At 58.7% G+C, this 20919-nt stretch carries 23 protein-coding genes; 10 read left to right on the top strand and 13 right to left on the bottom strand.

Features of this window, described 5'->3' with window-relative positions; translation table 11 throughout:
* Positions 1–76: 76 nt before the first annotated feature.
* Both ABIT76_12175 and zwf read left to right on the top strand, forming a co-directional pair.
* Positions 77–856, top strand: a complete 780-nt coding sequence (locus ABIT76_12175) for a ThuA domain-containing protein (GenBank protein MEO7933905.1) — start codon at positions 77–79, stop codon at positions 854–856.
* 130 nt (positions 857–986) lie between these two features.
* Entirely contained in the window at positions 987–2510 is a 1524-nt protein-coding gene (gene zwf, locus ABIT76_12170) for a glucose-6-phosphate dehydrogenase (GenBank protein MEO7933904.1), read from the top strand.
* Here the strand turns inward: zwf and mntR are convergent.
* Positions 2507–2938 carry a manganese-binding transcriptional regulator MntR gene (mntR, locus tag ABIT76_12165; protein MEO7933903.1) on the bottom strand — a complete coding sequence of 144 codons (432 nt, stop codon included), beginning with the start codon at positions 2936–2938 and terminating at the stop codon, positions 2507–2509. The genes zwf and mntR overlap by 4 nt on opposite strands.
* Before the next feature lie 63 nt (positions 2939–3001).
* On the opposite strand from mntR, the gene ABIT76_12160 reads away from it, so the two are divergent.
* Positions 3002–4342 (top strand): Nramp family divalent metal transporter, encoded by a 1341-nt coding sequence (locus ABIT76_12160; protein ID MEO7933902.1) that lies wholly within the window; start codon positions 3002–3004, stop codon positions 4340–4342.
* A gap of 1 nt (position 4343) precedes the next feature.
* Here ABIT76_12160 and ABIT76_12155 read toward each other — a convergent pair whose 3' ends face one another.
* Positions 4344–5006, bottom strand: coding sequence for a L,D-transpeptidase family protein (locus ABIT76_12155; GenBank protein ID MEO7933901.1), 663 nt, complete (start codon positions 5004–5006; stop codon positions 4344–4346).
* 55 nt (positions 5007–5061) lie between these two features.
* Between ABIT76_12155 and ABIT76_12150 the strand changes: the two genes are divergently transcribed.
* Together ABIT76_12150 and ABIT76_12145 are read left to right on the top strand one after the other, a co-directional pair.
* Complete coding sequence (locus ABIT76_12150; protein MEO7933900.1) at positions 5062–6093, top strand: hypothetical protein; 1032 nt, start codon at positions 5062–5064, stop codon at positions 6091–6093.
* Between the two features lie 27 nt (positions 6094–6120).
* Entirely contained in the window at positions 6121–6630 is a 510-nt protein-coding gene (locus ABIT76_12145; protein MEO7933899.1) for a hypothetical protein, read from the top strand.
* 2 nt (positions 6631–6632) lie between these two features.
* Here the strand turns inward: ABIT76_12145 and ABIT76_12140 are convergent, their stop codons facing one another.
* From ABIT76_12140 to hisI, 3 genes are read right to left on the bottom strand one after another with little or no spacing between them, the layout of a single operon-like run.
* Positions 6633–7196: an aminodeoxychorismate/anthranilate synthase component II gene (locus tag ABIT76_12140; GenBank protein MEO7933898.1), complete on the bottom strand. Its 564-nt coding sequence runs from the start codon at positions 7194–7196 to the stop codon at positions 6633–6635.
* A gap of 12 nt (positions 7197–7208) precedes the next feature.
* Positions 7209–8708 (bottom strand): anthranilate synthase component I, encoded by a 1500-nt coding sequence (gene trpE, locus ABIT76_12135; protein ID MEO7933897.1) that lies wholly within the window; start codon positions 8706–8708, stop codon positions 7209–7211.
* On the bottom strand, positions 8705–9094 hold the full coding sequence (gene hisI, locus ABIT76_12130; GenBank protein ID MEO7933896.1) for a phosphoribosyl-AMP cyclohydrolase: 390 nt from the start codon (positions 9092–9094) through the stop codon (positions 8705–8707). Before hisI ends, trpE begins: the two co-directional genes overlap by 4 nt.
* Positions 9095–9347: 253 nt before the next feature.
* Here hisI and rpsN point away from each other — a divergent pair, with 253 nt between their 5' ends.
* From rpsN to ABIT76_12115, 3 genes are read left to right on the top strand one after another with little or no spacing between them, the layout of a single operon-like run.
* A complete protein-coding gene (gene rpsN, locus ABIT76_12125) occupies positions 9348–9617 on the top strand; it encodes a 30S ribosomal protein S14 (protein MEO7933895.1) in 270 nt (89 codons plus the stop codon).
* A gap of 43 nt (positions 9618–9660) precedes the next feature.
* Positions 9661–9906, top strand: coding sequence for a zinc ribbon domain-containing protein (locus ABIT76_12120; GenBank protein MEO7933894.1), 246 nt, complete (start codon positions 9661–9663; stop codon positions 9904–9906).
* A gap of 40 nt (positions 9907–9946) precedes the next feature.
* On the top strand, positions 9947–11344 hold the full coding sequence (locus ABIT76_12115; GenBank protein MEO7933893.1) for a hemolysin family protein: 1398 nt from the start codon (positions 9947–9949) through the stop codon (positions 11342–11344).
* Positions 11345–11378: 34 nt separating this feature from the next.
* On the opposite strand, the gene ABIT76_12110 is transcribed toward ABIT76_12115, so the two are convergent.
* The 7 genes from ABIT76_12110 to ABIT76_12080 are packed head-to-tail and all read right to left on the bottom strand — an operon-like array spanning position 11379 to position 15881.
* Positions 11379–11771 (bottom strand): PIN domain-containing protein, encoded by a 393-nt coding sequence (locus ABIT76_12110; GenBank protein ID MEO7933892.1) that lies wholly within the window; start codon positions 11769–11771, stop codon positions 11379–11381.
* Entirely contained in the window at positions 11768–12049 is a 282-nt protein-coding gene (locus ABIT76_12105; GenBank protein MEO7933891.1) for a hypothetical protein, read from the bottom strand. The genes ABIT76_12110 and ABIT76_12105 overlap by 4 nt, the downstream gene beginning before the upstream one ends.
* Positions 12050–12090: 41 nt before the next feature.
* The gene (gene ftsY / locus ABIT76_12100) at positions 12091–12936 is read right to left on the bottom strand and encodes a signal recognition particle-docking protein FtsY (protein ID MEO7933890.1); all 846 of its coding nucleotides are present in this window, start codon (positions 12934–12936) and stop codon (positions 12091–12093) included.
* A 7-nt stretch (positions 12937–12943) separates the two neighbouring features.
* Complete coding sequence (nusB, locus tag ABIT76_12095) at positions 12944–13369, bottom strand: transcription antitermination factor NusB (GenBank protein MEO7933889.1); 426 nt, start codon at positions 13367–13369, stop codon at positions 12944–12946.
* A gap of 27 nt (positions 13370–13396) precedes the next feature.
* On the bottom strand, positions 13397–13882 hold the full coding sequence (gene ribH, locus ABIT76_12090; GenBank protein MEO7933888.1) for a 6,7-dimethyl-8-ribityllumazine synthase: 486 nt from the start codon (positions 13880–13882) through the stop codon (positions 13397–13399).
* Positions 13883–13922: 40 nt separating this feature from the next.
* Positions 13923–15122, bottom strand: a complete 1200-nt coding sequence (locus ABIT76_12085; GenBank protein MEO7933887.1) for a bifunctional 3,4-dihydroxy-2-butanone-4-phosphate synthase/GTP cyclohydrolase II — start codon at positions 15120–15122, stop codon at positions 13923–13925.
* Positions 15123–15134: 12 nt separating this feature from the next.
* On the bottom strand, positions 15135–15881 hold the full coding sequence (locus tag ABIT76_12080; GenBank protein MEO7933886.1) for a hypothetical protein: 747 nt from the start codon (positions 15879–15881) through the stop codon (positions 15135–15137).
* Here ABIT76_12080 and ABIT76_12075 point away from each other — a divergent pair.
* Both ABIT76_12075 and ABIT76_12070 read left to right on the top strand, forming a co-directional pair.
* Positions 15852–16796, top strand: a complete 945-nt coding sequence (locus tag ABIT76_12075; protein MEO7933885.1) for a GDP-L-fucose synthase — start codon at positions 15852–15854, stop codon at positions 16794–16796. The two genes, ABIT76_12080 and ABIT76_12075, sit on opposite strands and share 30 nt — an antisense overlap.
* A 67-nt stretch (positions 16797–16863) precedes the next feature.
* Complete coding sequence (locus ABIT76_12070; protein MEO7933884.1) at positions 16864–18663, top strand: DEAD/DEAH box helicase; 1800 nt, start codon at positions 16864–16866, stop codon at positions 18661–18663.
* Between the two features lie 215 nt (positions 18664–18878).
* On the opposite strand, the gene ABIT76_12065 is transcribed toward ABIT76_12070, so the two are convergent.
* Positions 18879–20765 (bottom strand): potassium transporter Kup, encoded by a 1887-nt coding sequence (locus tag ABIT76_12065; GenBank protein ID MEO7933883.1) that lies wholly within the window; start codon positions 20763–20765, stop codon positions 18879–18881.
* Between the last annotated feature and the right edge of the window lie 154 nt (positions 20766–20919).

Below are 20919 nucleotides of genomic sequence, written 5' to 3'. Positions count from 1 at the left end.
GGACAGATGCCCTCCAGAGACACTCCCTGGAGGGCACTTGTCTCAAGTGCCTTTGTCTTCATTCAACACTCCTAACATTATGCTGAAAGTCACCGTCTGGGGCGAGAACGTCCATGAACAAAAACTCCCCATCGTTCGCGAGATTTATCCCGAGGGAATGCACGAATGCATCGCCGCCGGATTGCGCGCCGACAGTGGATTGGAAGTCCGCACAGCGACATTGCAAGAGCCGGAGCACGGGCTGACCGAGGCTGTGCTCGCCGAGACCGACGTGCTGCTTTGGTGGGGACATTGCGCACACCAGGAGGTGGAGGATAAAATCGTGGCCCGCGTGCAGGAGCGCGTGCTTCAGGGCATGGGATTGATCGTGCTGCACTCGGCGCATTATTCCAAAATCTTCAAGCGCCTGATGGGCACAAGCTGTTCCCTGACCTGGCGCGAGGCGGGCGAAAAAGAGCGGCTCTGGGTGTGCAATCCGGGCCATCCGATCGTGCAGGGACTCGGGCCTTATTTCGAGCTGCCCAACACGGAAATGTATGGCGAGCCCTTTGGCATCCCCTCTCCTGACGAGCAGATTTTCATCAGTTGGTTTGAGGGGGGTGAGGTCTTCCGTTCCGGCGCGACTTGGAAGCGCGGCAACGGGAAGATTTTCTACTTTCGCCCCGGCCACGAGACGTACCCGATTTATCACGACAAAAACGTGCAGCTCGTCCTGCGAAACGCCGTCCACTGGGCCGCACCCGAGGGCAGCCGCTGGATCGACAGCGCGCCGAATATTCCCATCGAAAAGGCTCCCGAACCGCTTGAAGCCAAAGGTCCCCGCCTGCACAAAGAGGGCGAGGCTGGTTACAAATAACGCCGCGCTGGCAGCCGTGGTTTTGCGGTTAATGTGGATTTCTGATTGAAGCTCGTAGGGGTTTACCTTATTCCCCTCATGCGCAACCGGTGAGTGCCAGGCTCAGGCGGTTGCCCAACCCAATTACCTCATGGAAAAACCCATCGTCACCGAACCCACCCGTCCGATTCCCCAGCCCTGCACCATCGTCATTTTTGGTGCCACCGGCGATCTGACCCATCGCAAACTGATCCCCGCCATTTACAATCTGGCCGCCGACGGAGATCTCCCCGAGGGCACGCGGGTCGTTGCTTTTGCCCGCCGCGAGAAGACGGATGAGGGGTTCCGCATTGAGCTGGAAGAGGCCACGAAGAAGTTTTCTCGTCAGAAAATCGACGAGGCGCTCTGGGCGAAATTTGCCGCGTCGATCACCTATCACCGCAGCGAATTTAGCGATGTCGAGGGCTACAAATCGCTCGCAGTCGAGTTGGATAAAATTGACACCGAGAGCGCGACTCAGGGCAACCGCCTGTTTTATCTCGCCGCCGGACCGGACCAGTTTGAGGAAATCCTCGTCAACTTGAAAGCCGCCGGCCTCAACAAAGCCCCCGAGGGTGCCTGGGCGCGTGTCGTCGTTGAAAAACCTTTTGGCACCGACTTTGAGTCCGCTCACCACCTCAACGAAGTCGTTGCCGGCTCCTTCCGCGAGCGCGATACCTTCCGCATCGACCATTATCTTGGCAAGGAAACCGCGCAAAACATCATGGTTCTCCGCTTCGCCAACTCCATCTGGGAAGCGCTCTGGAATCATCGTTACATCGACCACGTCCAGATCACCGCCAGCGAACCGCTCGGAGTTGAGGGTCGCGGCGGTTATTACGAAGGCGCCGGTGCCTTGCGCGACATGGTGCAAAATCACCTGCTCCAGCTTCTCTGCCTTGTCGCCATGGAACCGCCGGTCGATCTTCACGCCGACTCGATTCGTGATGAAAAGGTGAAAGTCATCCGCTCTCTGCGTCCGCTTATAGGCACCGAGGCGGTGGGGAAAAACGTCGTTCGCGGCCAGTATTCCGCCGGTTCGCTGAATGGTGCGCGAGTCAAAGCCTACCGCGACGAGGAGCGCGTGAACCCCGAGTCGAACACCGAAACTTACGCCGCGCTCCGCCTCCACGTGGACAACTGGCGCTGGGCCGATGTGCCGTTTTACGTCCGCGTCGGCAAGCGTTTGCCGAAGGGCGGGACCGAGATCGCGATCCAATTCCAGCAGGCGCCGCCGGTGCTTTTCAACAAGGCCACAGACGGGTTTGATCGCAATGAGCTGGTCATTCGCATTCAACCCGACGAGGGCATTTCCCTGCGCATGGGTTCGAAAAAACCTGGCGCTGCCGTGCAGATCGAGCGCGTAAAGATGGACTTCAAATACGGCACGACTTTCAACAAAGCCACGCCCGAGGCCTACGAGCGACTCCTCCTCGATGCGATGGCTGGCGACGCCACCTTGTTTGCCCGCCGCGACGAAGTGGAATTCGCGTGGAAGTTCATCGACGAGATCGAAAAAGCTTGGCAGGTGAACGACGACAACGTCCCGCTCTGCTTCTACGCCTCCGGCAGTTGGGGGCCGAAAGAGGCCGACGATCTCATCAATCAAGACGAGCGCTGCTGGCGGAAATTCTAAGCCGACTTCGGTTCGAACGCCTGCATTGCGGCCAGCGTTTCCTCGCTGACGTGATGCTCGATGCCCTCGGCGTCGCTGATGGCGATTTCCTCGGAGACGCCGAGGCGTTTGAGAAACTCCACGATCACGAGGTGGCGCGCCTTGCATTTGGCGGCTAGTTCGCGGCCTTCATCGGTTAGAAAAATCGACCGATACGGCTGGCTCTGGATGAGGCCCGACTTCTGTAGGCGCGTCACGGTCTGGCTCACCGTGACGTGCGTCACGCCCAGTTTACGGGCGAGATCGACGGCCCGCGCTTCGCCGTGTTCCTCGATCAAATCCGCCACGGCCTCGACGTAATCCTGCGCCGTTTCACTCGCGTGCTGATGACGCACCTGGCGAAAAGCCGCCGTTTCAGGAGTGACTTCTTGGATGACTTCGGCAGGCATGAAAAGAAATTACAAAAGCTCCATTGACGAGTCAATCCTGTAAAACGTAGCATCCCCTACATTATGAAGTCTGAAGCAAGTTCCACCGCCTGGCTGCGCACCGGCACCATGAAATCGCTCGCCGAAGTCAACGGCTCGATTCCAGTTCCATTGTTATCATCGAACGCCTCGTTTTGGCGGCGGCTGGCCGCGTTTGCCGGACCCGGCTTCATGGTCGCCGTCGGTTACATGGACCCCGGCAACTGGGCCACGGATCTCGCGGGCGGCGCGCAGTTTGGCTACACCCTGCTGGCGGTCATCCTCATTTCCAACTTCATCGCCATCCTTCTGCAGCACCTCTGCGTGAAACTCGGCGTCGTCACCCAGCGCGACCTAGCCCAAGCCTGCCGCGACAGTTATTCCAAGCCCGTCGTCATCATGCAATGGGTGCTGTGCGAACTGGCAATCATCGCCTGCGATCTCGCCGAAGTCGTCGGCTCCGCGATAGGACTGCAACTCCTCTTTGGCATCCCGCTCGTCTGGGGCTGCCTGATTACCGCGCTCGACGTGATGATCATCCTGCTCCTGCAACAGCGCGGTTTCCGCTACATCGAGGCGGTCGTCATCGTCCTCATCGCCACGATTGGCGGGTGTTTTGTGGCCGAACTTTTTCTGGCGAAACCGAGCATCACCGGAGTTTTGCTGGGGTTTGTGCCTTCCGCCGCCATCCTCACCAACCCCGAAATGCTCTACATCAGCATCGGCATTCTCGGCGCGACCGTCATGCCGCATAATCTGTATCTGCACTCCTCCATCGTGCAGACGCGCGCCATCGAACCCACCCCTGGCGGCAAGCGGCAGGCCATCCGTTTCGCCACGATCGACTCCACGGTGGCGCTGATGTTTGCCCTCTTCATCAATGGCGCGATCCTTATTCTGGCCGCCGCCGCGTTTCACAATACCGGCCACCAGGATGTCGCCGAAATCCAGGAGGCGTTTCACCTCCTCGATGGCGTGCTCGGCGTCACCGGAGCGGGCATTTTATTCGCCATCGCCTTGCTCGCATCGGGCCAGAACTCGACTCTCACCGGCACGCTGGCGGGTCAGATCGTGATGGAGGGCTTCCTCAATTTCCGCATGAAACCGTGGGCGCGCCGGCTCGTCACGCGGTCCCTGGCCATCATTCCCGCGGTCATCGTGATCGGACTTTACGGCGAAGGCGAGACGACCAAACTGCTCGTCGCCAGCCAGGTCTGCCTCTCCATGCAGCTCGGGTTTGCCGTCTGGCCGCTCGTGCGTTTCACCAGCGACCGGCGCAAAATGGGCGAATTCGTCAACCCGCTCTGGATCAAAATCCTCGGGTGGGCTTCGGCCATTCTCATCATCGGCCTGAACGTGAAACTGCTCGTCGAGACCTTGTTCTAACTCAGTCCACGATCTCCGCGCGCGTGCCGACCTTCGTTTTCTCGTAGAAAATTGGCGCGATCTCCGCTGGCAACCGCACACAGCCATGCGACGCCGCGTAGCCCGGCAAAATCCCGATGTGCATGCCGACGCCCTCATCCGTCAGCCGCAGGAAAAACAACATCGGCGCACCCACGTAATGCGTGCCGCTCGGAGCCGAATCGATCCGCGTGCTCACCCCGCCGCGCACCACACGACCCTGACGATCCACAAACGTGCCATAGACGCTCGACCGGTGATCCTTGTCTTTCTCAAGGACTTTGAAGCGACCCTTCGGAGTCATGCGCGATTTTTTTCCCGAGGAAATCGGCGTGTCCACTGCGATCTCGCCGCCGAGCATCAGGTAGGCGCGCTGCTTCGAGAGCGAGACTAGAATGGAACTCGTCTCCGGCGTCATTTGCTCCAGCACACGCGGGGTGATTTTCGGCGGCTCCTGTTTGCCGATCAATTCCTGGGCCGACTTCTGAGTCGTCGTGAGTTTGGGCGGAATCATCGGAGCAGGCGTCGCTACTGGCGCGGGAGCCCCGGCGAAAATCATTCCCGTCAGCGCCAGCGTCGCACCGGTCGAACACCAGAAAACTTTCCATCCACGAGGCGATTGAGGAGAGACAAAACGACGGCGCATGAGGGAATCTGGAATTGACAGGGAAATAGCTGGCCCCACCGTATAAGGGAGTCCCATGCCCTCTTCAATCAGGAAATTGCCGCCAGTTTTTGGAATGCTCCAAAGCGGGTTGCGGGTGCTGGCCTGCGGGGTCGTTTTATGGTCCACGCAACCGCTCTGGGCCGACTTGGATACGACTCCGAAGGTGAAACGAAAACCGGCGGGCACCGGCAGCAACCAGCCGACCGCCCTGGCCGACGTCGCGAGCGCCAGCGTGGATCGCGCTGGGGAGGTCGTCATCCGGCTGCACGGCATCGCCAGCGGCGGTGGGCAGTTGGAGTTTAGCTTCCTGCAAAAACCGGCGCACGGACGCATCATTCGCTCGAAAACCGTCGGACTCGACAGCGTGGACGTCACCTATCGGCACTCCGGCGACCTGAAAAGCGATCAAGATTCGTTTGTCTTCGGCGTGCGCTCGGCGGCGGGCGGCCCCTTTTCGCCGGGTCAGGCGAAGATCACGATCACGACCTCTCCCAGCCGCCTGCTCGTGCCCGACGCGCTCACTTTTCCCGCCACGCTCACCGGCCAGACCGCCAGCGACAGTTTTGTGGTGGTGAACGAAGGTGGCGAAATCCTCAGCGGCAAAATCACCATCAGCGAACCGTGGCATCTCGTGCAGGCGGCCACCTATCAGCTCAAGCCGCGGGAAAAACACAAGATCGACGTCCTCTTTACCCCGAAAACCAACGGCCCATGCGAGGGACGCCTCATCTTCGAGGGCACTAAACCCGCCTTCATCAACCTGCAAGGCGAGGGCCTCGGAACCTTCCTCGCCAGCCCGGCCAAACTCGTCCTCACGCCCGCCCTCGACGGCAAACGCCGGGGCGTGGTCACATTGCAAAACAACAGCCCGGAACCCATCACGATCGAAGTCGCCTCCAGCCTCGGCCTGCCGAAAAGCGTGGCGTTGCAATTTGGCGAAACCCGCGAGCTCCCCATCGAGGACAGCGGCAGCGGCGTGCTCGCGACTTCCATCGTTTTCAAAGCCGGCACCTACGCCAGCCGCGTCGAAGTCAGCGCATCCGGCTTGCGCCCGGCCCAGCCTTAAAACACATTCCAACACCATTCGACTTCCATGAAACTCTGGCCCTTCCTTCTGCTCCTCGCCGCCCCACTTTTCGCGGGCGAACCGCTCAAACTCACCGTGGAAAACCTTACCTTCACTTCCCCGGTGGACTGGGTCGATGTGCCGGTGACCTCGCCCATGCGCAAGGCCACGTGGCGCACCAGTGCGGGCGCAGATGCCGCCGAGATCTCCTTTTTCACCTTCGGCAAAGACCAAGGCGGCAGCGTAAACCAAAACATCCAGCGCTGGTTCGGGCAATTCTCCGAGAGCGCGACCAAGGGCGAAAGCGCCACTGTCGCAATGAACCACCGCACCATCACCTTCGCCCGCAGCGAGGGCACCTTCACCAGCGGAATGCCCGGCGGACCGACGACTCCCCTGCCCGATTACGCCCTTTGCGGCGCGATCATCGAGACCGATTCGGGTCTGATCTTTATCAAAATGACCGGCCCCAAAGCCACCGTGCAGAAGCTGGAAAAAACCTTCACCGAGTTCGTCACCAACGCGGCCAAGAGCTAACCTCAGAGCGACAGGAAATTTTTCAGGAGCTGTTTACCTTCGAGAGTTAGAATCGACTCAGGGTGGAATTGGACTCCGTGGATGGGAAATTCTTTGTGGCGCAGGCCCATGATTTCTCCCTCAGCCGTCTCAGCGGTGATTTCCAGCACGTCGGGGAAGCTGCTGCGTTCAACTAACAATGAATGATAGCGCGTGGCCTCGAAGGGCATCGGCAGGCCGGCGAACACGCCCGTGCCGTTGTGCAGAATGGGCGAGGTTTTGCCGTGCATGAGGCGTCCGGCGCGAATGACGTTGCCACCATAGACGTCGCCGATGCTCTGGTGCCCGAGACAGACTCCTAACAAGGGAATGTGAGGTCCAAATTTCTCGATCACGGCGCAACTGATGCCCGCCTCGCGCGGTGTGCAGGGGCCGGGTGAAATGACGATGCGCTCGGGGGCGAGTTGCGCGATTTCTTCGAGGGTGATTTCGTCGTTGCGCTTGACTAACAGTTCCGCGCCGAGTTCGCCGAAATACTGCACGAGATTGTAGGTGAACGAGTCGTAGTTGTCGATGACCAGGACCATGTTAGTCGGATGTTAGGATTTGGTTAGTTGCTGTGCGCGGGAGAAGGCTTTCATGAGGCCCATCGCTTTGTTGACGGTCTCCTGATATTCGCCCTCGGGAGTGGAATCGGCCACGACTCCGCCGCCGGCTTGCACGTAGGCTTTGCCGTCCTTCAGAACAGCGGTGCGCAGGGCGATGCAGGAGTCGAGCGCGCCGTCGAAACCGAAGTAACCGACCGCACCCGCATAGATGCCGCGCTTGTTTTTCTCGACCTGATTGATGATCTGCATGGCGCGAACTTTCGGCGATCCAGAGACGGTTCCGGCGGGAAAAGTGGCCCTCATCACGTCGTAAGAGGTGCGGTCGCCACGCAAGGTGCCGACGACATTACTAACAATGTGCATGACGTGGCTGTAACGCTCGATGGTCATGAAATCCGTCACGCGCACGCTGCCGTATTCCGCGATGCGGCCCACGTCGTTTCTAGCTAGATCGACTAACATCAAATGCTCGGCGCGTTCCTTCGGATCGGCCAAGAGTTGAGTTGCATTCGTATCGTCCTCGGCCGGAGTTTCACCGCGCTTGCGCGTCCCGGCGATGGGCCGGATTTCGACCAGTTTGTTAGTTAATCTAACATGCACTTCCGGCGAACTGCCGACGACGGCGAAGGTTGGAGAAAAGCGGAAGCAAAAGAGATACGGCGACGGGTTGACCGAACGCAGCGACCGATAGAAATCGAGCGGTTCGCCGGTGTAGGGAATCTCGAATCGCTGCGACGGCACGATCTGGAAAATGTCGCCTGCGTGGATGTATTCCTGCACTTGGCTGACCGTCGCGCAGTATTCGTCGTGCGTGGTGTTAGAAGTCGGTGTGACCGGTGATCGGACTTCCAATGTATTCAGCGGCTCGAAGGCAACAGGCTGGCGGAGTCTGTTAACAATATCCGCAATGCGCTGACTGGCGGAGTCATACGCAGAGCGCGGATCGGTGCCCTCGGGCAAATAGGCGTTGGCGATGATCTGGAGCTTGCGCCTGCGGTGGTCGAAGGCGAGCAGCGTGTCGGTAATGAGGAATTTCGTTTCCGGCAGACCGAGATCGTCCTTGGGCGACGGGCCGACGCTCGGCTCGAAGAAACGCACGGCGTCGAAGGTGAGAAACCCGACCGCACCGCCGGTGAACGCAGGCAACGCCGGTTCGCGGACGGGTCGATAGCGCGACATAAGTTTCTCCAGTTCGGCGAGTGGATCGGTGTCGGTGGTGAAGACGGTTTCCAAGCCGTTCTCGACGATGCGGATTTCCCGATCTCGGCTCTCGAAGACGACGGAGGGGTTGCTCCCGAGAAAGGAATAGCGCCCGACGTGGTCGTTGGTCTCGGCGGATTCGAGCAGGAAAGTATTCTCACCCGTGTCGATTTTCTGAAAGGCCGAGACCGGCGTTTCAAAGTCGGCGACGAGTTCCGTATAGATCGGGATGAGATTTCCCTGAGCCGTCTTGGCGAGAAAATCCTCGTAGCTGGGCAGGATCGCACTCATGGGTGATAGACGGCATCGGGATCAAACGCTTTCGCCTCGTTGACGGCGAGCGGAGTTCCATTCTTATCGAGCTCCTGAAAGAAGCAACTGACGTGGCCCGTGTGGCAGGCGGCGACGTTTTGCCGCACCTCAAAGAGCAGCGTGTCGCGATCGCAATCCATGAACCAGCGCACCACTTCTTGGGTGTGTCCGCTGCTTTCGCCCTTGAACCACGATTTCTGCCGCGAACGGCTCCAATAATGCATCTTGCCGGTGGCGAGCGTGTCGGCGACGGCTTTTTCGTTCATCCAAGCCATCATCAGCACGCGCCCGCTCGGGATGGGCGTGTCGCTGGCTTCCTGGACAATGGCGGGAATGAGGCCGTCGGAGTTGTATTTGAGGTTCATGGAAAAGAGAAAAAGAGAGTCGAGTTGCAGTGAAATGGCCGAAGGATGGCCGGGAAAAACAAGCGGAGTCCGGATCGAAGGGATCGGACTCGATTACCAATGCCACCAGTGGATTGCAGGTAAACTCACGGCAGGAGAATTGCCCCAAGTCGGGCGGAAGGCAACGGATTTTTTCCACAGGAGGGCGATGCGCGTTTTGCTGAAAAAAGTGGTTGCAAACCAACTCCGCGCCTCTATCTTGCCGACCTTTCTTATGGCAAAAACATCCTGGATCGAACGTAACGACCGCAAAAAAGCAACCGTGGCTAAATATGCCGCCATTCGTGCTGAACTCAAAGCGAAGGGCGATTACGTCGGTTTGCAATCCATTCCCCGCGACGCCAGCCCAACCCGCGTCGTCAATCGCTGCTCGGTCAGTGGCCGCCGCCGCGCCTTCCTCCGCCGTTTCGGAGTTTCCCGCATCACTTTCCGCGAACTGGCTTCCCACGGGCTCATCCCTGGGATTACGAAGTCCAGTTGGTAATCCAACTCAGCCAGCCAGCGCTGGCGTCCTCCTTTTTTCCGCCATGCCGATCTATGAATACGAGCTGGTGGAGGGAGATTGCACAACCTGCCAGGGGCGATTCGAACTCCGCCGTCCTGTTTCCCGCCCAGCTTTGACGCAATGTCCGCTCTGCAAAAAAGCGGTTCGCAAGGTCATTTCTTCGGTCAACACTCCAAGCCTGACCAAGCCGGTTTCCATTTCCGAAGCGAAAAAGGCGGGCTTTACCGTCTTGGAAAAAAAAGATACAGGAACCTACGAGCGGCTCTGAGACGCTTCCCGCAGCGGGAAATTAATTTCAGCACTCACCCATGGTTGCCTTTTCACCTTTTTTATTAGCCGTCACGGAGAACGGCCACGTCCTGCAGTCGGAATGGTCCGACTCGGGCGTCATTCTCTGGCAGGTGCTCGTCATCGGCTTCCTCGTTTTTCTGAATGGATTTTTCGTGGCCGCCGAGTTTGCCCTCGTCAAAGTGCGCGGGACGCAGATCGAGGCCGCGATCGACGAAGGGCTGAAAGGCGCGAAATTCGCTCGGCACGTCACTGGTCATCTCGACGCCTACCTTTCCGCCACGCAACTCGGCATCACGCTCGCCTCGCTCGGCCTCGGCTGGGTCGGCGAACCGTATCTCGCCACGATGGTGCAGCCGCTGCTCTTCAAGATCGGAGTCACATCGCACTCGGTGATTTCCGGCGTCGCCTTCGGTGCGGCCTTCACTCTGATCACCTTTCTCCACATCGTCCTTGGGGAATTAACTCCGAAATCGCTCGCCATTCGCCAGGCGCTGTCGGTCACGCTCTTCGTCGCCCGGCCATTGGCGGCGTTTCATTACATCTTCAAGCCCGCCATTTTTCTGCTCAATGGATCGGCCAATAAAATCCTCAAACTCGTCTTTCGCGTCGATCCGGTGAGTGAAACCGAACTCGCCCACAGCGAGGAGGAACTCCGCGTGATCCTTACCGAAAGCGAGAAATCGGAGGAAGTCAGCTCGCTCGGCCGCGAAATCCTGATGAACGCCCTCGACATGCGCAAGCGAGTTGTGCGCGACATCATGACCCCGCGCGGCGAGGTCGTTTCCCTCGATATTGAGGAGGATTTCGCCACCAATCTCGCGAAAGCCATCGAGTCGGGCCACACCCGGTTTCCACTTTGCAAAGAGCATCTCGACAACACCATCGGGCTCGTTCACGTAAAGGATCTCATTCGTGCCATGCAAAAGCCGGCGCCCGATCTGATGGCTCTGAAACGCGACCTGCTGCCCGTGCCCGAAATGATGCCGCTGGAGAAATTGCTTAAGCTTTTTCTCGGCAAACAGTCGCATCTGGCCGCCGTCGTCGATGAATTTGGCGGCACGGTCGGCATCGTGACTTTGGACAACGTCCTCGCAGAATTGGTCGGCGAAATTCAGGACGAGTTCGACACCGACGACAACGAATTCAAGAAAGTGAACGAGGACGAATTCACCGTCAAAGGCAGCCTCGGCCTCTACGAATTGCAGGATTTGGTCGATCTCCACCTCGAAAGCAGCGAGGTCAGCACCGTCGGCGGACACGTCACGCATTTGCTCGGCCATTTGCCGAAACAAGGCGAAAGCGTTCGCATCGAGGAATATCTCGCGACCATTACCGAAACCGACGGTCGCCGCGTGCTCCAAGTCCACTTCCAGCGCGCGCCGCTGGTGAAAACTGACTCCGAGGACGACGAGTAATTTTGTCGTCTTTGATTCGAGTTAAAGCCGAATCTTAGTCCAGCGTCTCGATTGGCAGAAGCTGCAAGCGATGCGGCACGAATTTCTTAAAATCCTCGACGTTGCGAGTGGCAACCGGCACGTTTTTCAGAATCGCACAGGCCGCAATCATGCAATCCGCATGAGACCCGCGGCGGCGTCCAGTGTAATGAAACAGCCGTGATGCCTGCTCCGCCTGTTGCCAGGTAAAATCGCAGACTTCTCGATTCAGGACGGCGAACACGGAGTCCTTCTGTTGCTTGGTATGCGGCCCATTGCAAAATTCCGACCAGGCAATCGCCGAGGTGCCCAATTTTTCTCCATTATTGAGCCAATTTTCAATGACCGCCACGTGCGGCGAACCAACGGTAACAAGGTCGATCAGCAGATTCGTATCGAGGTGAATCATTCTTCCCACCAGTATCGCTTGGCCACACGTTCGGCGGCTACTTCCTCGCGAAGTCGGGTAGCTTCTTCCGGGCTAAGACCGCCACCGTTTTGCAGCCAGGCGAGAGCTTCCAAGGGACTTTGTCTTTGTTCTTCACGCTCAGCATCCTCCTTCATTTTCTGGACAGCACGTCGCATGACTTCGGCTTTGGATATCTGCCATTTCTGGGCCAGACTCTGCAAAGCTCCCAAGGTTCCTTGGTCGAGGGCCATGCTGGTGCGGGTTAATGCGTAACTCATGTGGTATCGTATTACCGCGCGACACCACTCGCAACTGAAAATTAGAGGATTTTTTCGACGAACTCTCGGGCGTCGAATGCAGAGAGGTCTTCCAGTTTTTCGCCAGTGCCGATGAATTTGGCCGGGATGCCGAGTTCGTTTTGAATGGCCACGAGAACACCGCCTTTGCCGCTGCCGTCGAGCTTGGTTACAATCACGCCGGTGAGGCCGAGGATTTGGTTGAATTCCTTCGCCTGCTGCAAGGCGTTGCCGCCGGTGGTGGCATCGACCACGAGCCAGCATTCGTGCGGCGCCTCGGGGTCGAGCCGGGCGAGGATGCGTTTCACCTTGTCGAGTTCCTGCATCAGGTTGTGCTTCGTGTGTAGGCGACCAGCGGTGTCGCAGATGACAAACTCGATGTTGCGGCTTTTCGCCGCTTGCCAGGCGTCATGGCAAAGCGCAGCGGGATCGGCGTTATACTGGCCCTGGATCATTTCCACGCCGATGCGGCTGGCCCAGATGCCGAGTTGCTCGATGGCGGCGGCGCGAAACGTATCCGCTGCGACGAGGATGACGCTGTGGCGCTGGGCCTTCAGAAAATGGGCGAGCTTGGCTGTACTAGTGGTTTTGCCAGTGCCGTTGACGCCCGCGATGAGGATGACTTTCGGACGATCCGGAAACGGTCGCAGCGGCTGAGTGTAATACGGGAGGATTTTTTCGATCTGCTCGCGCGTGACTTCGGCGATATCGTTGGCGGTAATTTTCTCGCGCGTCTGCAATTCGGCGACAATTTTCAGCGTCATCGGCACCCCGAGATCGGCGCGGATCAGCGTTTCCTCCAACTCATCCCAATCGACCGGTTTGCCGGCGAATTTCTGGACCAGGTTCTTAAAAAAACCGAAAGCCATCCGAGTTTCAGTTCACTGTGCGTAGGGGGCGCGCCACGTCCTGTTTCGCCCGGTCGAGAATGCCGTTGATGAAGCGGCTCGACTCGTCGGCTCCGAATTTTTTCGCAATCTCGATGGCCTCATTGATCGCCACAACCGGTGGCACGTCCTTTGCGAAATTCATCTCGTAAATGGCCAGCCGCAGAATGTTGCGATCCACGGCCAACATGCGGCCGAGTTGATAATTTTCCGCGTAGCGCGAGATGCGGCGGTCGATTTCCGGTGCATGCTCTTGCACTCCGGCGACGAGTTGCATGGCAAACTCCCGCACATTCGGCTTGGCCGGGCGGAGTTCCCAAAAGTCCTCGGGAGTGCCCGCGTTTTCGCCTGAATTCAGGTCGTGATGATAAAGATATTGGACGGCGGCTTCGCGTCCATCGCGGCGTTTTCCCATAAAAATTGAAGTGCGTTCGACTGCGGCCTAAATGGCGTTTTTTTCCTTGAGGTCGGCCATGACGGCGGCGATGTGAACAGCGGCGCGGGCGGCCTCGGTGCCGCGATTGATCTCTGGCTCGAGGCAGCGTTTCGCGGCCTGCTCCTCGCTTTTTACCGAGAGCACCTCGTGAATGATCGGGATGCGCGCGCTCAGGGAAATCTTCATCAACGCATCGGTCACCGCCGCAGCAACGTGGCCGGCGTGCCCCGTTTCGCCTTCGATAATGACTCCGAGCGCGATGATGACGTCCACTCCGCCGCGCCGGGCGAGTTCCTGGACGAGGAGCGGAATCTCAAACGCGCCAGGCACCTGATACAGCGCGATGCCGGCGTTCGGGATGTTGGCGTAGAGTTCCTTCGAGGTGAAATCGACCAAGCCCTGGACGTATTTCGGGTTGTACTGACTGGCCACAATGGCGAAATTCCGCTTGGCGGTCAGATTGCGTGGGCGTGTGGGAAGGGCGTTCGACATGGCGAAGGATCAGAATCGGAAAAAACGAGGCGGCTCGCAACTAAAGAAGATGGCCCATCTTGAATTTCTTCGTGGCCAAATACTTTTCGTTGTGCGGATTTGGAACGGATTTAATGGGGAGCTGCTCGACGATTTCCATGCCGTAGCCTTCGAGTCCGACGATTTTCTTGGGATTGTTGGTCAGCAAACGAATCCGGCAAACGCCGAGGTCGGCGAGAATCTGCGCGCCAAGTCCGTAATCGCGCAGGTCCATGGAAAAGCCGAGTTTTTCGTTGGCTTCGACCGTGTCGAGCCCTTCCTCCTGGAGCTTATAGGCGTTGATTTTTCCCGCGAGTCCGATGCCGCGTCCCTCCTGCCGCATGTAAACGAGGACGCCGTTGCCCTCGGCTTCGATTTGACTCAAAGCCGCCTGGAGCTGCGGCCCGCAATCGCAACGGCGCGAGCCAAACACGTCGCCGGTGAGACATTCGCTGTGGACTCGCACGAGCGTCGGTTTCTCGGTCTGGATCGGGCCTTTCACGAGCGCGAGATGATTCGCCCCGTCGATTTGCGAACGGTAAAGATAGAGTTGGAAGTCGCCGTAATCGGTCGGCATTTGCACGACTTGCTCGCGGACGATCAGCTTTTCGCGGCAGCGGCGCCAGGCGATCAAGGCCTCGATGCTACAGATTTTCAGCCCGTGCTTTTCCTTGAATTTCAGCAGTTCCGGCAGGCGCGCCATCGAGCCGTCGTCGTTCAGGATCTCACAAATCATTCCCGCTGGCTGGAGTCCGGCCGCTTTCGCCAGATCGACCGCCGCCTCGGTGTGACCCGCCCGGCGCAGGACGCCGCCCGCACGCGCTTGCAGCGGAAAAACGTGGCCGGGTTGCACAAAACTTTCCGCCGTCGCCGAGGGATCGACCAGCAGCCGCACCGTCGCCGCCCGATCCTGTGCGCTGATTCCGGTGGTGATGCCCTGCGCCGCGTCGATGGAAACGGTAAAATCCGTGCGAAACATCTCGCGGTTGTGCGCCACCATTCGTTGCAAACCGAGCGCGGCGGCGCGTTCCTCGGTGATCGGGTTGCAGATCAATCCACGGGCGTGCATGGCCATGAAATTGACATCCGCTGCGGTCACTTTTTCGGCCGCCATCAGCAGGTCGCCCTCGTTTTCACGGTCCGCGTCATCCGTCACGACGATCATTTTGCCGGCGGCGATGTCGGCGATGACGGAATCTATGCTGTCGAAAGAACTTTCCATGCGAGTCGGAGTCTAATGTGGTTCTCCCCGTCCGACAACCGCCTCATCCCGATAAAGATCGCGGTTCGATCCTTGAAATTCCGCCTTCAGTTGCACGCGAAACTGCGACAAGTCGATCAGTTCCCAACTCAGGAAACGTCCGGTCGCCGCGAAATCGTGTTCGATACCGACGACGAGATGACAGGCGTCGCGGTTCACCTTGTTCGTGCCCATGCGCGGCTCGAAATAGAAGGTCCGAAACGAACTCGCGCGGCTGCCCTTGGCGAGTAATTTCGGGTCGAGATAAAAGGTGCGTCCGTCGGCGAGATCGAGCTGCAAGTCCGGGTAACCGGAACGCTGGACTTTGCCGTCTGCGGTGAGAGGGAAACCGCATTTGCAGCCAGGAATTTTATTAAGCTCCTCCTGCATCGCGTCCTCGAAAAAGTGCGATGCCTCATTGATGCGCCCCGTCTTTTTCACCGGGCTGTTCTCGGCGTTCATGCGAGTTAGAACGATATCCATCGTACTCCCGATCTGCTGCAAAATAGCGGCGTCTTTTTCCCGATCGATCGGAATGATGCGCTTGCCCGAGGTGGCTGCGATGACTTCTGCAAACGGCATCGCTCGCAACGACTCGTCGTTGGTGAGCAGCCACGAGACCAGTTCGTGGATTTTCCCGGATTGGGCGTTCTGGGCTTTGACGGGGAAAACGCTTGCCCAAAAAACCCCGATGCACCATATCGTAGCCGCATGTTTGAATCTGTCTTTGTAGCGGGTCATCGCGGGCTGGTCGGAAGCGCGATTGTGCGCGAACTCACTGCGGCTGGCTACCCGAATTTGATCACGAAAACGCGATCCGAGTTGGATTTGACTGACACGAAAGCCGTCCGGGATTTCTACCAGGAAACCAAGCCGCAGGCCGTCATCATCGCAGCAGCCAAGGTCGGTGGAATCAAGGCGAACAACGATTTCCCCGTGGAGTTTCTGCTGCAAAACCTGCAGATCCAAAACAACCTCATTTCAGCCGCATACGACTCCGGCGTGCAGCGATTGCTCTTTCTCGGCAGTTCGTGCATTTACCCGAAATTTGCCCCGCAGCCGATCCTGGAATCGTCACTTCTCACCGGTCCGCTAGAGCCGACCAATGAAGCCTACGCCATCGCCAAAATTGCAGGCATCAAACTCTGCGCCGCCTATCGCAAACAACACGGCGCGAACTTCACCAGTGCGATGCCGACTAACATGTATGGCCCCGGCGACAACTTCGACTTGCAGTCGTCTCACGTGCTCCCGGCGCTCCTCCGCAAGGTCCATGAGGCCAGGGAGCGCGGCGACAAAAGCGTTGGCATCTGGGGCAGCGGCACGCCGCGGCGGGAGTTTCTGCACAATCACGACCTCGCCCGCGCCTGCCGGTTTCTGCTGGAAAAATCGGACGCTCCCGACCTGATCAATGTCGGTTACGGCGACGACGTCACCATTCGCGAGCTGGCCGAGATCATCTGCGAAGTCGTGGGGTTTACAGGCGAGTTAGAGTTCGATGTTAGCAAGCCCGACGGCACGCCGCGCAAGCTCATGGACAGCACGCTTCTCCGCGAGCAAGGCTGGATGCCAGAGATCAACCTCCGCGACGGCATCGCCAGCACCTATCACTGGTATCTGAAACAAGGCGCTGGCGACGCTAAAGGCGCATCCTAAAGCGGATTGTCTCGGACTCATCCAGATTTCGACGGACTTTTGGGCCATTCCGCGCTAAATAGGGCCGATGCAGAAGAAATTATTTACGGAACTTGGCCTATCGCCAGAGTTGTTGAAGGCGATCGACAAGGTCGGTTACGAGGAGGCGTCACCCATCCAATCCGCCGCGATTCCGGTGCTCATGACGGGCGTCGATGTGGTCGGCCAGTCACAGACCGGCTCGGGGAAAACCGCCGCGTTTGGCATTCCCGCGATTGAAAAAGTCGATGGCGACCTGAAGGCGCCGCAGGTGCTGATCTTGTGTCCGACGCGCGAACTCGCCGTGCAGGTCGCCGAGGAAATTGCCCGGCTCGCCCAGTTCAAACGCGGCGTGCGCGAACTCCCCATTTACGGCGGCCAATCCTACGAGCGCCAGTTCCGCGGCCTGCAAAACGGCGCGCAAATCATCATCGGCACTCCAGGTCGCGTGATGGATCACCTCGACCGCAAGTCGCTCCGGCTCGACCAGTTAAAAATGATCATCCTCGATGAGGCCGACCGCATGTTGGACATGGGTTTCGTGGATGACATCCGCACGATTTTGAAACAAGCGCCGGTGGAGCGTCAGACGGTTTTCTTTTCCGCCACCCTGCCGAAGCCGATCCAGGACCTCATTCGCACCTTCACGAAGAACCCGACAAGCGTGAAGATCGAGTCGAAGGAACTCACCGTTCCGCAAATCGAGCAGGTCTATTACGAAGTGGATCGCCGCTCGAAGTTGGAAGTCCTCTGCCGCCTGATCGATCTCCAGGACATCAAGCTCGGCATCATTTTCTGCGCGACCAAGATGATGTGCGACGAACTCACCGATCACCTCGTCGCCCGTGGCTATTCCGCCGATAAATTGCACGGCGACATTTCCCAGGCTTTCCGTGAGCGGGTGATGAATAAATTTCGCAAGCGCCAGATCGAGTTTCTCGTGGCGACGGACGTCGCCGCGCGCGGTCTCGACGTGGACGACATCGAAGTCGTCTTCAACTACGATCTGCCGCACGACGGCGAGGATTACGTTCACCGCATCGGACGCACCGGACGCGCCGGGCGCACGGGCCGCGCGATTACGTTTGTGGCCGGCCGCGAAGTTTACAAACTGCAAAACATCCAGCGTTTCACCAAAAGCCAGATCCGCCGGGAAAAAATCCCGTCTGCCGACGAGGTCGAGGTCAAGCGCGTCAACGTCTTCTTCGACACCCTGCGCGAGACCCTCGAAGGCGGCAAATACAAGAAACACGACGATCTCATCGACCGACTCCTGTCCCAAGGGCACCAGCCGACGGACATCGCATCGGCCCTCATTCACTTGCTCAACTCCGAGCAAAACCCTGAGCCCATTTTTGAGGATCGCCCGCAGCGTCCCGAGCGCGGTGGAGATCGCGGCTTTTCCCGAGATGATCGTCCGCAGGGAAACTTCGGCGGCGGCCAGCGCGAATATCCACGTTATGAAGGTGCCCGCGTCGCCCCGCCAGCCAATCGCCGCGAACGCCGCGAAGAAACCTTCAGCGACCGGCCTGCTGGCGGCGATCAATTCGAAGATCGTGGCCCCTCCAAACGCCGCAAAAACATGGACAACGCCGAGCCGCTCTCCCACGAGCCAGGCATGACCCGCGTCAAATTCAACATCGGCCGGGACGACGGCGTCTTCCCCGGCGACTTCGTTGGCGTGATCGCTGGCGCCTCCAAGATCCCAAAGGAAAACATCGGCGCGATCATTCTCCAGGACCACGCGACTTTGATCGATATCGCTGAAAGTCAGCTCACGTCCGTCCTGAAAAAGCTCAACGGCATCGAGTTCAAAGGCAAAAAACTCAGCGTCGTCGTCTCGGGCTAACCCGAAAGCGACTTTCGGGCGTCCCAAAGACGTTTACTTGGGGCAAAAAGACGATTGCAGCCCACTCGGAGACGTTTCCGGGGTGTGCGCAGACGTTTTCTACCCTGCGGCAGCCGTTTACCCACCGCGTGGAGACGTTTACAGGCCCCAAAAAGACGTTTCGCGTTCAGTGGACTAGTTTTCTGCTCCGCGCGGAGAATCGATTGGAACTCGACTCAGATCTCCACGACCTGGCTGACTTCGTAAACGCGGTCGGGCGGGAGCTGGAAGAAGTCGGCGGCGTTCTCGGAGTGTTTGCTCAAGAAGACGAAAAGATGCTCGCGCCAGAGCGCCATGCCGGGTTTGCCGGAGGCGACGATGCGCTCTTTGCCCACGAAGAACGTGGTACGCTCGGGCTGGATGATGAGCCCTTTTTCCTTGGCGGCGCGCACGACTTCGGCGATGTGCGGGCTCTCCATAAAGCCGAAACTCGTGACCACGCGCCAGAAGCCCTCGGTGCGATCCGACACTTCCGCACGCTCCTCGACGGGCACGTAGGCGCGGCTTTTGTCGGTGAGGATGGTGAGGAAAATATTGCGCGTGTGGACGACTTGGTTGTGTTTGATGTTCTTCACCAAGGCATTGGGAGTGCCTACGGGATTGCTCGCGAGAAAGATGGCCGTGCCGTGGCTGCGATGCAGTTTGTTCTCCTCGGAGAGCGTTCCGGCGAGGCTGATGGAGGAGATAAAATCATCTAGCGGCATGCCAGGTGAGAGCCGGCTTTGCAAAATCTGGCGACCCGTTTTCCAAGTGGTCATGATCGTGAAAATGAGAGCGCCAGCGACGAGCGGAAACCAGCCGCCGTGGAGGATTTTCAAGGAATTTGCCGCGAAGAAAACCAGCTCCAGCGAGCCGAAGAGGGCGCAGAAAATGACGGATCGCACCCAGTGCCAGCCCCAGAGTTGCTGCGAGGCAAAGTAGAAAAGGAACGTGGTCGAGAGCATGGTCAGGGTGACCGCAATGCCGTAGGCGCTGGCCAGTGCGGTGGAACTCTGGAAGGTGAGAACGAGCGCCGCGCACCCGATGGCGAGCATGATGTTGAGCTTCGGAATGTAGATTTGCCCGTGCTCCTCCTGCGAGGTGTGGAGGATTTCCATCCGCGGGATGTAGCCCATCTGAATGCCCTGCATGGTCAAGGAGAATGCCCCGGAGATGAGCGCCTGGGAGGCGATGATGGTGGCCGCCGTGGCCAGGGCGACAAGCGGATAAAGCAGCGCCTCGGGCACCATGAAGAAGAAAGGATTTTCCCGCGCCGCAGGGTTGGTGAGGACGAGTGCGCCCTGCCCGAGGTAGTTCAGGATGAGTGCGGGAAAAACGAGGCAATTCCACGCGATGGCGATGGGTTTGCGCCCGAAATGTCCCATGTCGGCATAGAGTGCTTCGCCGCCGGTGACGACGAGGAAAACGCTGCCCATGATGACCAATCCGGCCTTGCCGTGATGGATCAGAAACTGGAAACCCTCCAGCGGATTGAGCGCGTGCAGGACGGAGGGATGATTGGTGATTTGAATGATGCCCGACACCGCCAACGTGCCGAACCAGACCAGCATGACGGGCCCGAAAAATTTCCCGATCAACCCCGTGCCCTTGTATTGGAGCGCGAATAATCCAACGAGAATCCCCAGCGTCAGCGGCACGACGAATGGGCTGAGTTTCTCCGTGGCGATGAGCAAACCTTCCACCGCCGACAAGACCGAGATCGCGGGGGTAATCACTCCATCGCCATACAAGAGCGCCGCGCCGCCGATGCCCACGGCCACGATCACCAAGCCGGAGCGGCCGAGGCGCGGCTGGCCCTTTGGACCCGTCAGGGAAAGCAGCGCGAGAATGCCGCCCTCGCCCTGGTTATCGGCCCGCATGATCTGGCCGAGATATTTCATGCCCACGAGGAGAAACAGCGTCCAGATAATGAGCGAGAGCACGCCAATGATCTCGTGAGTGGTCTGCAACCCGTGATGCAGGCATTCCTTAAAGGCATAGAGCACGCTCGTGCCAATGTCGCCATAGACCACGCCCAGCGCCGCGAGGGAAAGTCCAAGAGTTTTGCTGCGTTGATGATGCATGGGCGAGTGGGAGGAGACAATTATTGGCCCGCTGTGTCAAATTCCCTCTGTCATGAAAACGTAACCATACACCGCGTGCCAGCGGCCCGGTTGTGTTGCATAAGGATCGGCGCGGAGAGGACCCGGTCCCCTGCGCGAACCAACCCAACCATCG

Source organism: Chthoniobacterales bacterium (assembly GCA_039930045.1).
In the GTDB taxonomy this organism is placed as follows: Bacteria; Verrucomicrobiota; Verrucomicrobiia; order Chthoniobacterales; family DASVRZ01; genus DASVRZ01.
Note: the sequence above shows the minus strand (reverse complement) of the source record. Positions and strands in the feature narration are given on the sequence as shown.

Excerpts from the sequence above, each read along its gene's own strand:
- nusB (MEO7933889.1), bottom strand. The coding sequence starts at position 13,369 with ATGGGAAAACGCCGCGATGGACGCGAAGCCGCCGTCCAATATCTTTAT.
- ABIT76_12150 (MEO7933900.1), top strand. The coding sequence starts at position 5,062 with ATGCCCTCTTCAATCAGGAAATTGCCGCCAGTTTTTGGAATGCTCCAA.
- hisI (MEO7933896.1), bottom strand. The coding sequence starts at position 9,094 with ATGAACCTCAAATACAACTCCGACGGCCTCATTCCCGCCATTGTCCAG.
- ftsY (MEO7933890.1), bottom strand. The coding sequence starts at position 12,936 with ATGGCTTTCGGTTTTTTTAAGAACCTGGTCCAGAAATTCGCCGGCAAA.
- ABIT76_12120 (MEO7933894.1), top strand. The coding sequence starts at position 9,661 with ATGCCGATCTATGAATACGAGCTGGTGGAGGGAGATTGCACAACCTGC.
- ABIT76_12115 (MEO7933893.1), top strand. The coding sequence starts at position 9,947 with ATGGTTGCCTTTTCACCTTTTTTATTAGCCGTCACGGAGAACGGCCAC.
- ABIT76_12070 (MEO7933884.1), top strand. The coding sequence starts at position 16,864 with ATGCAGAAGAAATTATTTACGGAACTTGGCCTATCGCCAGAGTTGTTG.
- ABIT76_12065 (MEO7933883.1), bottom strand. The coding sequence starts at position 20,765 with ATGCATCATCAACGCAGCAAAACTCTTGGACTTTCCCTCGCGGCGCTG.
- ABIT76_12080 (MEO7933886.1), bottom strand. The coding sequence starts at position 15,881 with ATGACCCGCTACAAAGACAGATTCAAACATGCGGCTACGATATGGTGC.
- ABIT76_12140 (MEO7933898.1), bottom strand. The coding sequence starts at position 7,196 with ATGGTCCTGGTCATCGACAACTACGACTCGTTCACCTACAATCTCGTG.
- ABIT76_12085 (MEO7933887.1), bottom strand. The coding sequence starts at position 15,122 with ATGGAAAGTTCTTTCGACAGCATAGATTCCGTCATCGCCGACATCGCC.
- mntR (MEO7933903.1), bottom strand. The coding sequence starts at position 2,938 with ATGCCTGCCGAAGTCATCCAAGAAGTCACTCCTGAAACGGCGGCTTTT.
- ABIT76_12110 (MEO7933892.1), bottom strand. The coding sequence starts at position 11,771 with ATGATTCACCTCGATACGAATCTGCTGATCGACCTTGTTACCGTTGGT.
- rpsN (MEO7933895.1), top strand. The coding sequence starts at position 9,348 with ATGGCAAAAACATCCTGGATCGAACGTAACGACCGCAAAAAAGCAACC.
- ABIT76_12075 (MEO7933885.1), top strand. The coding sequence starts at position 15,852 with ATGTTTGAATCTGTCTTTGTAGCGGGTCATCGCGGGCTGGTCGGAAGC.
- ABIT76_12160 (MEO7933902.1), top strand. The coding sequence starts at position 3,002 with ATGAAGTCTGAAGCAAGTTCCACCGCCTGGCTGCGCACCGGCACCATG.
- trpE (MEO7933897.1), bottom strand. The coding sequence starts at position 8,708 with ATGAGTGCGATCCTGCCCAGCTACGAGGATTTTCTCGCCAAGACGGCT.
- ABIT76_12145 (MEO7933899.1), top strand. The coding sequence starts at position 6,121 with ATGAAACTCTGGCCCTTCCTTCTGCTCCTCGCCGCCCCACTTTTCGCG.
- ABIT76_12105 (MEO7933891.1), bottom strand. The coding sequence starts at position 12,049 with ATGAGTTACGCATTAACCCGCACCAGCATGGCCCTCGACCAAGGAACC.
- ABIT76_12155 (MEO7933901.1), bottom strand. The coding sequence starts at position 5,006 with ATGCGCCGTCGTTTTGTCTCTCCTCAATCGCCTCGTGGATGGAAAGTT.
- ribH (MEO7933888.1), bottom strand. The coding sequence starts at position 13,882 with ATGTCGAACGCCCTTCCCACACGCCCACGCAATCTGACCGCCAAGCGG.
- zwf (MEO7933904.1), top strand. The coding sequence starts at position 987 with ATGGAAAAACCCATCGTCACCGAACCCACCCGTCCGATTCCCCAGCCC.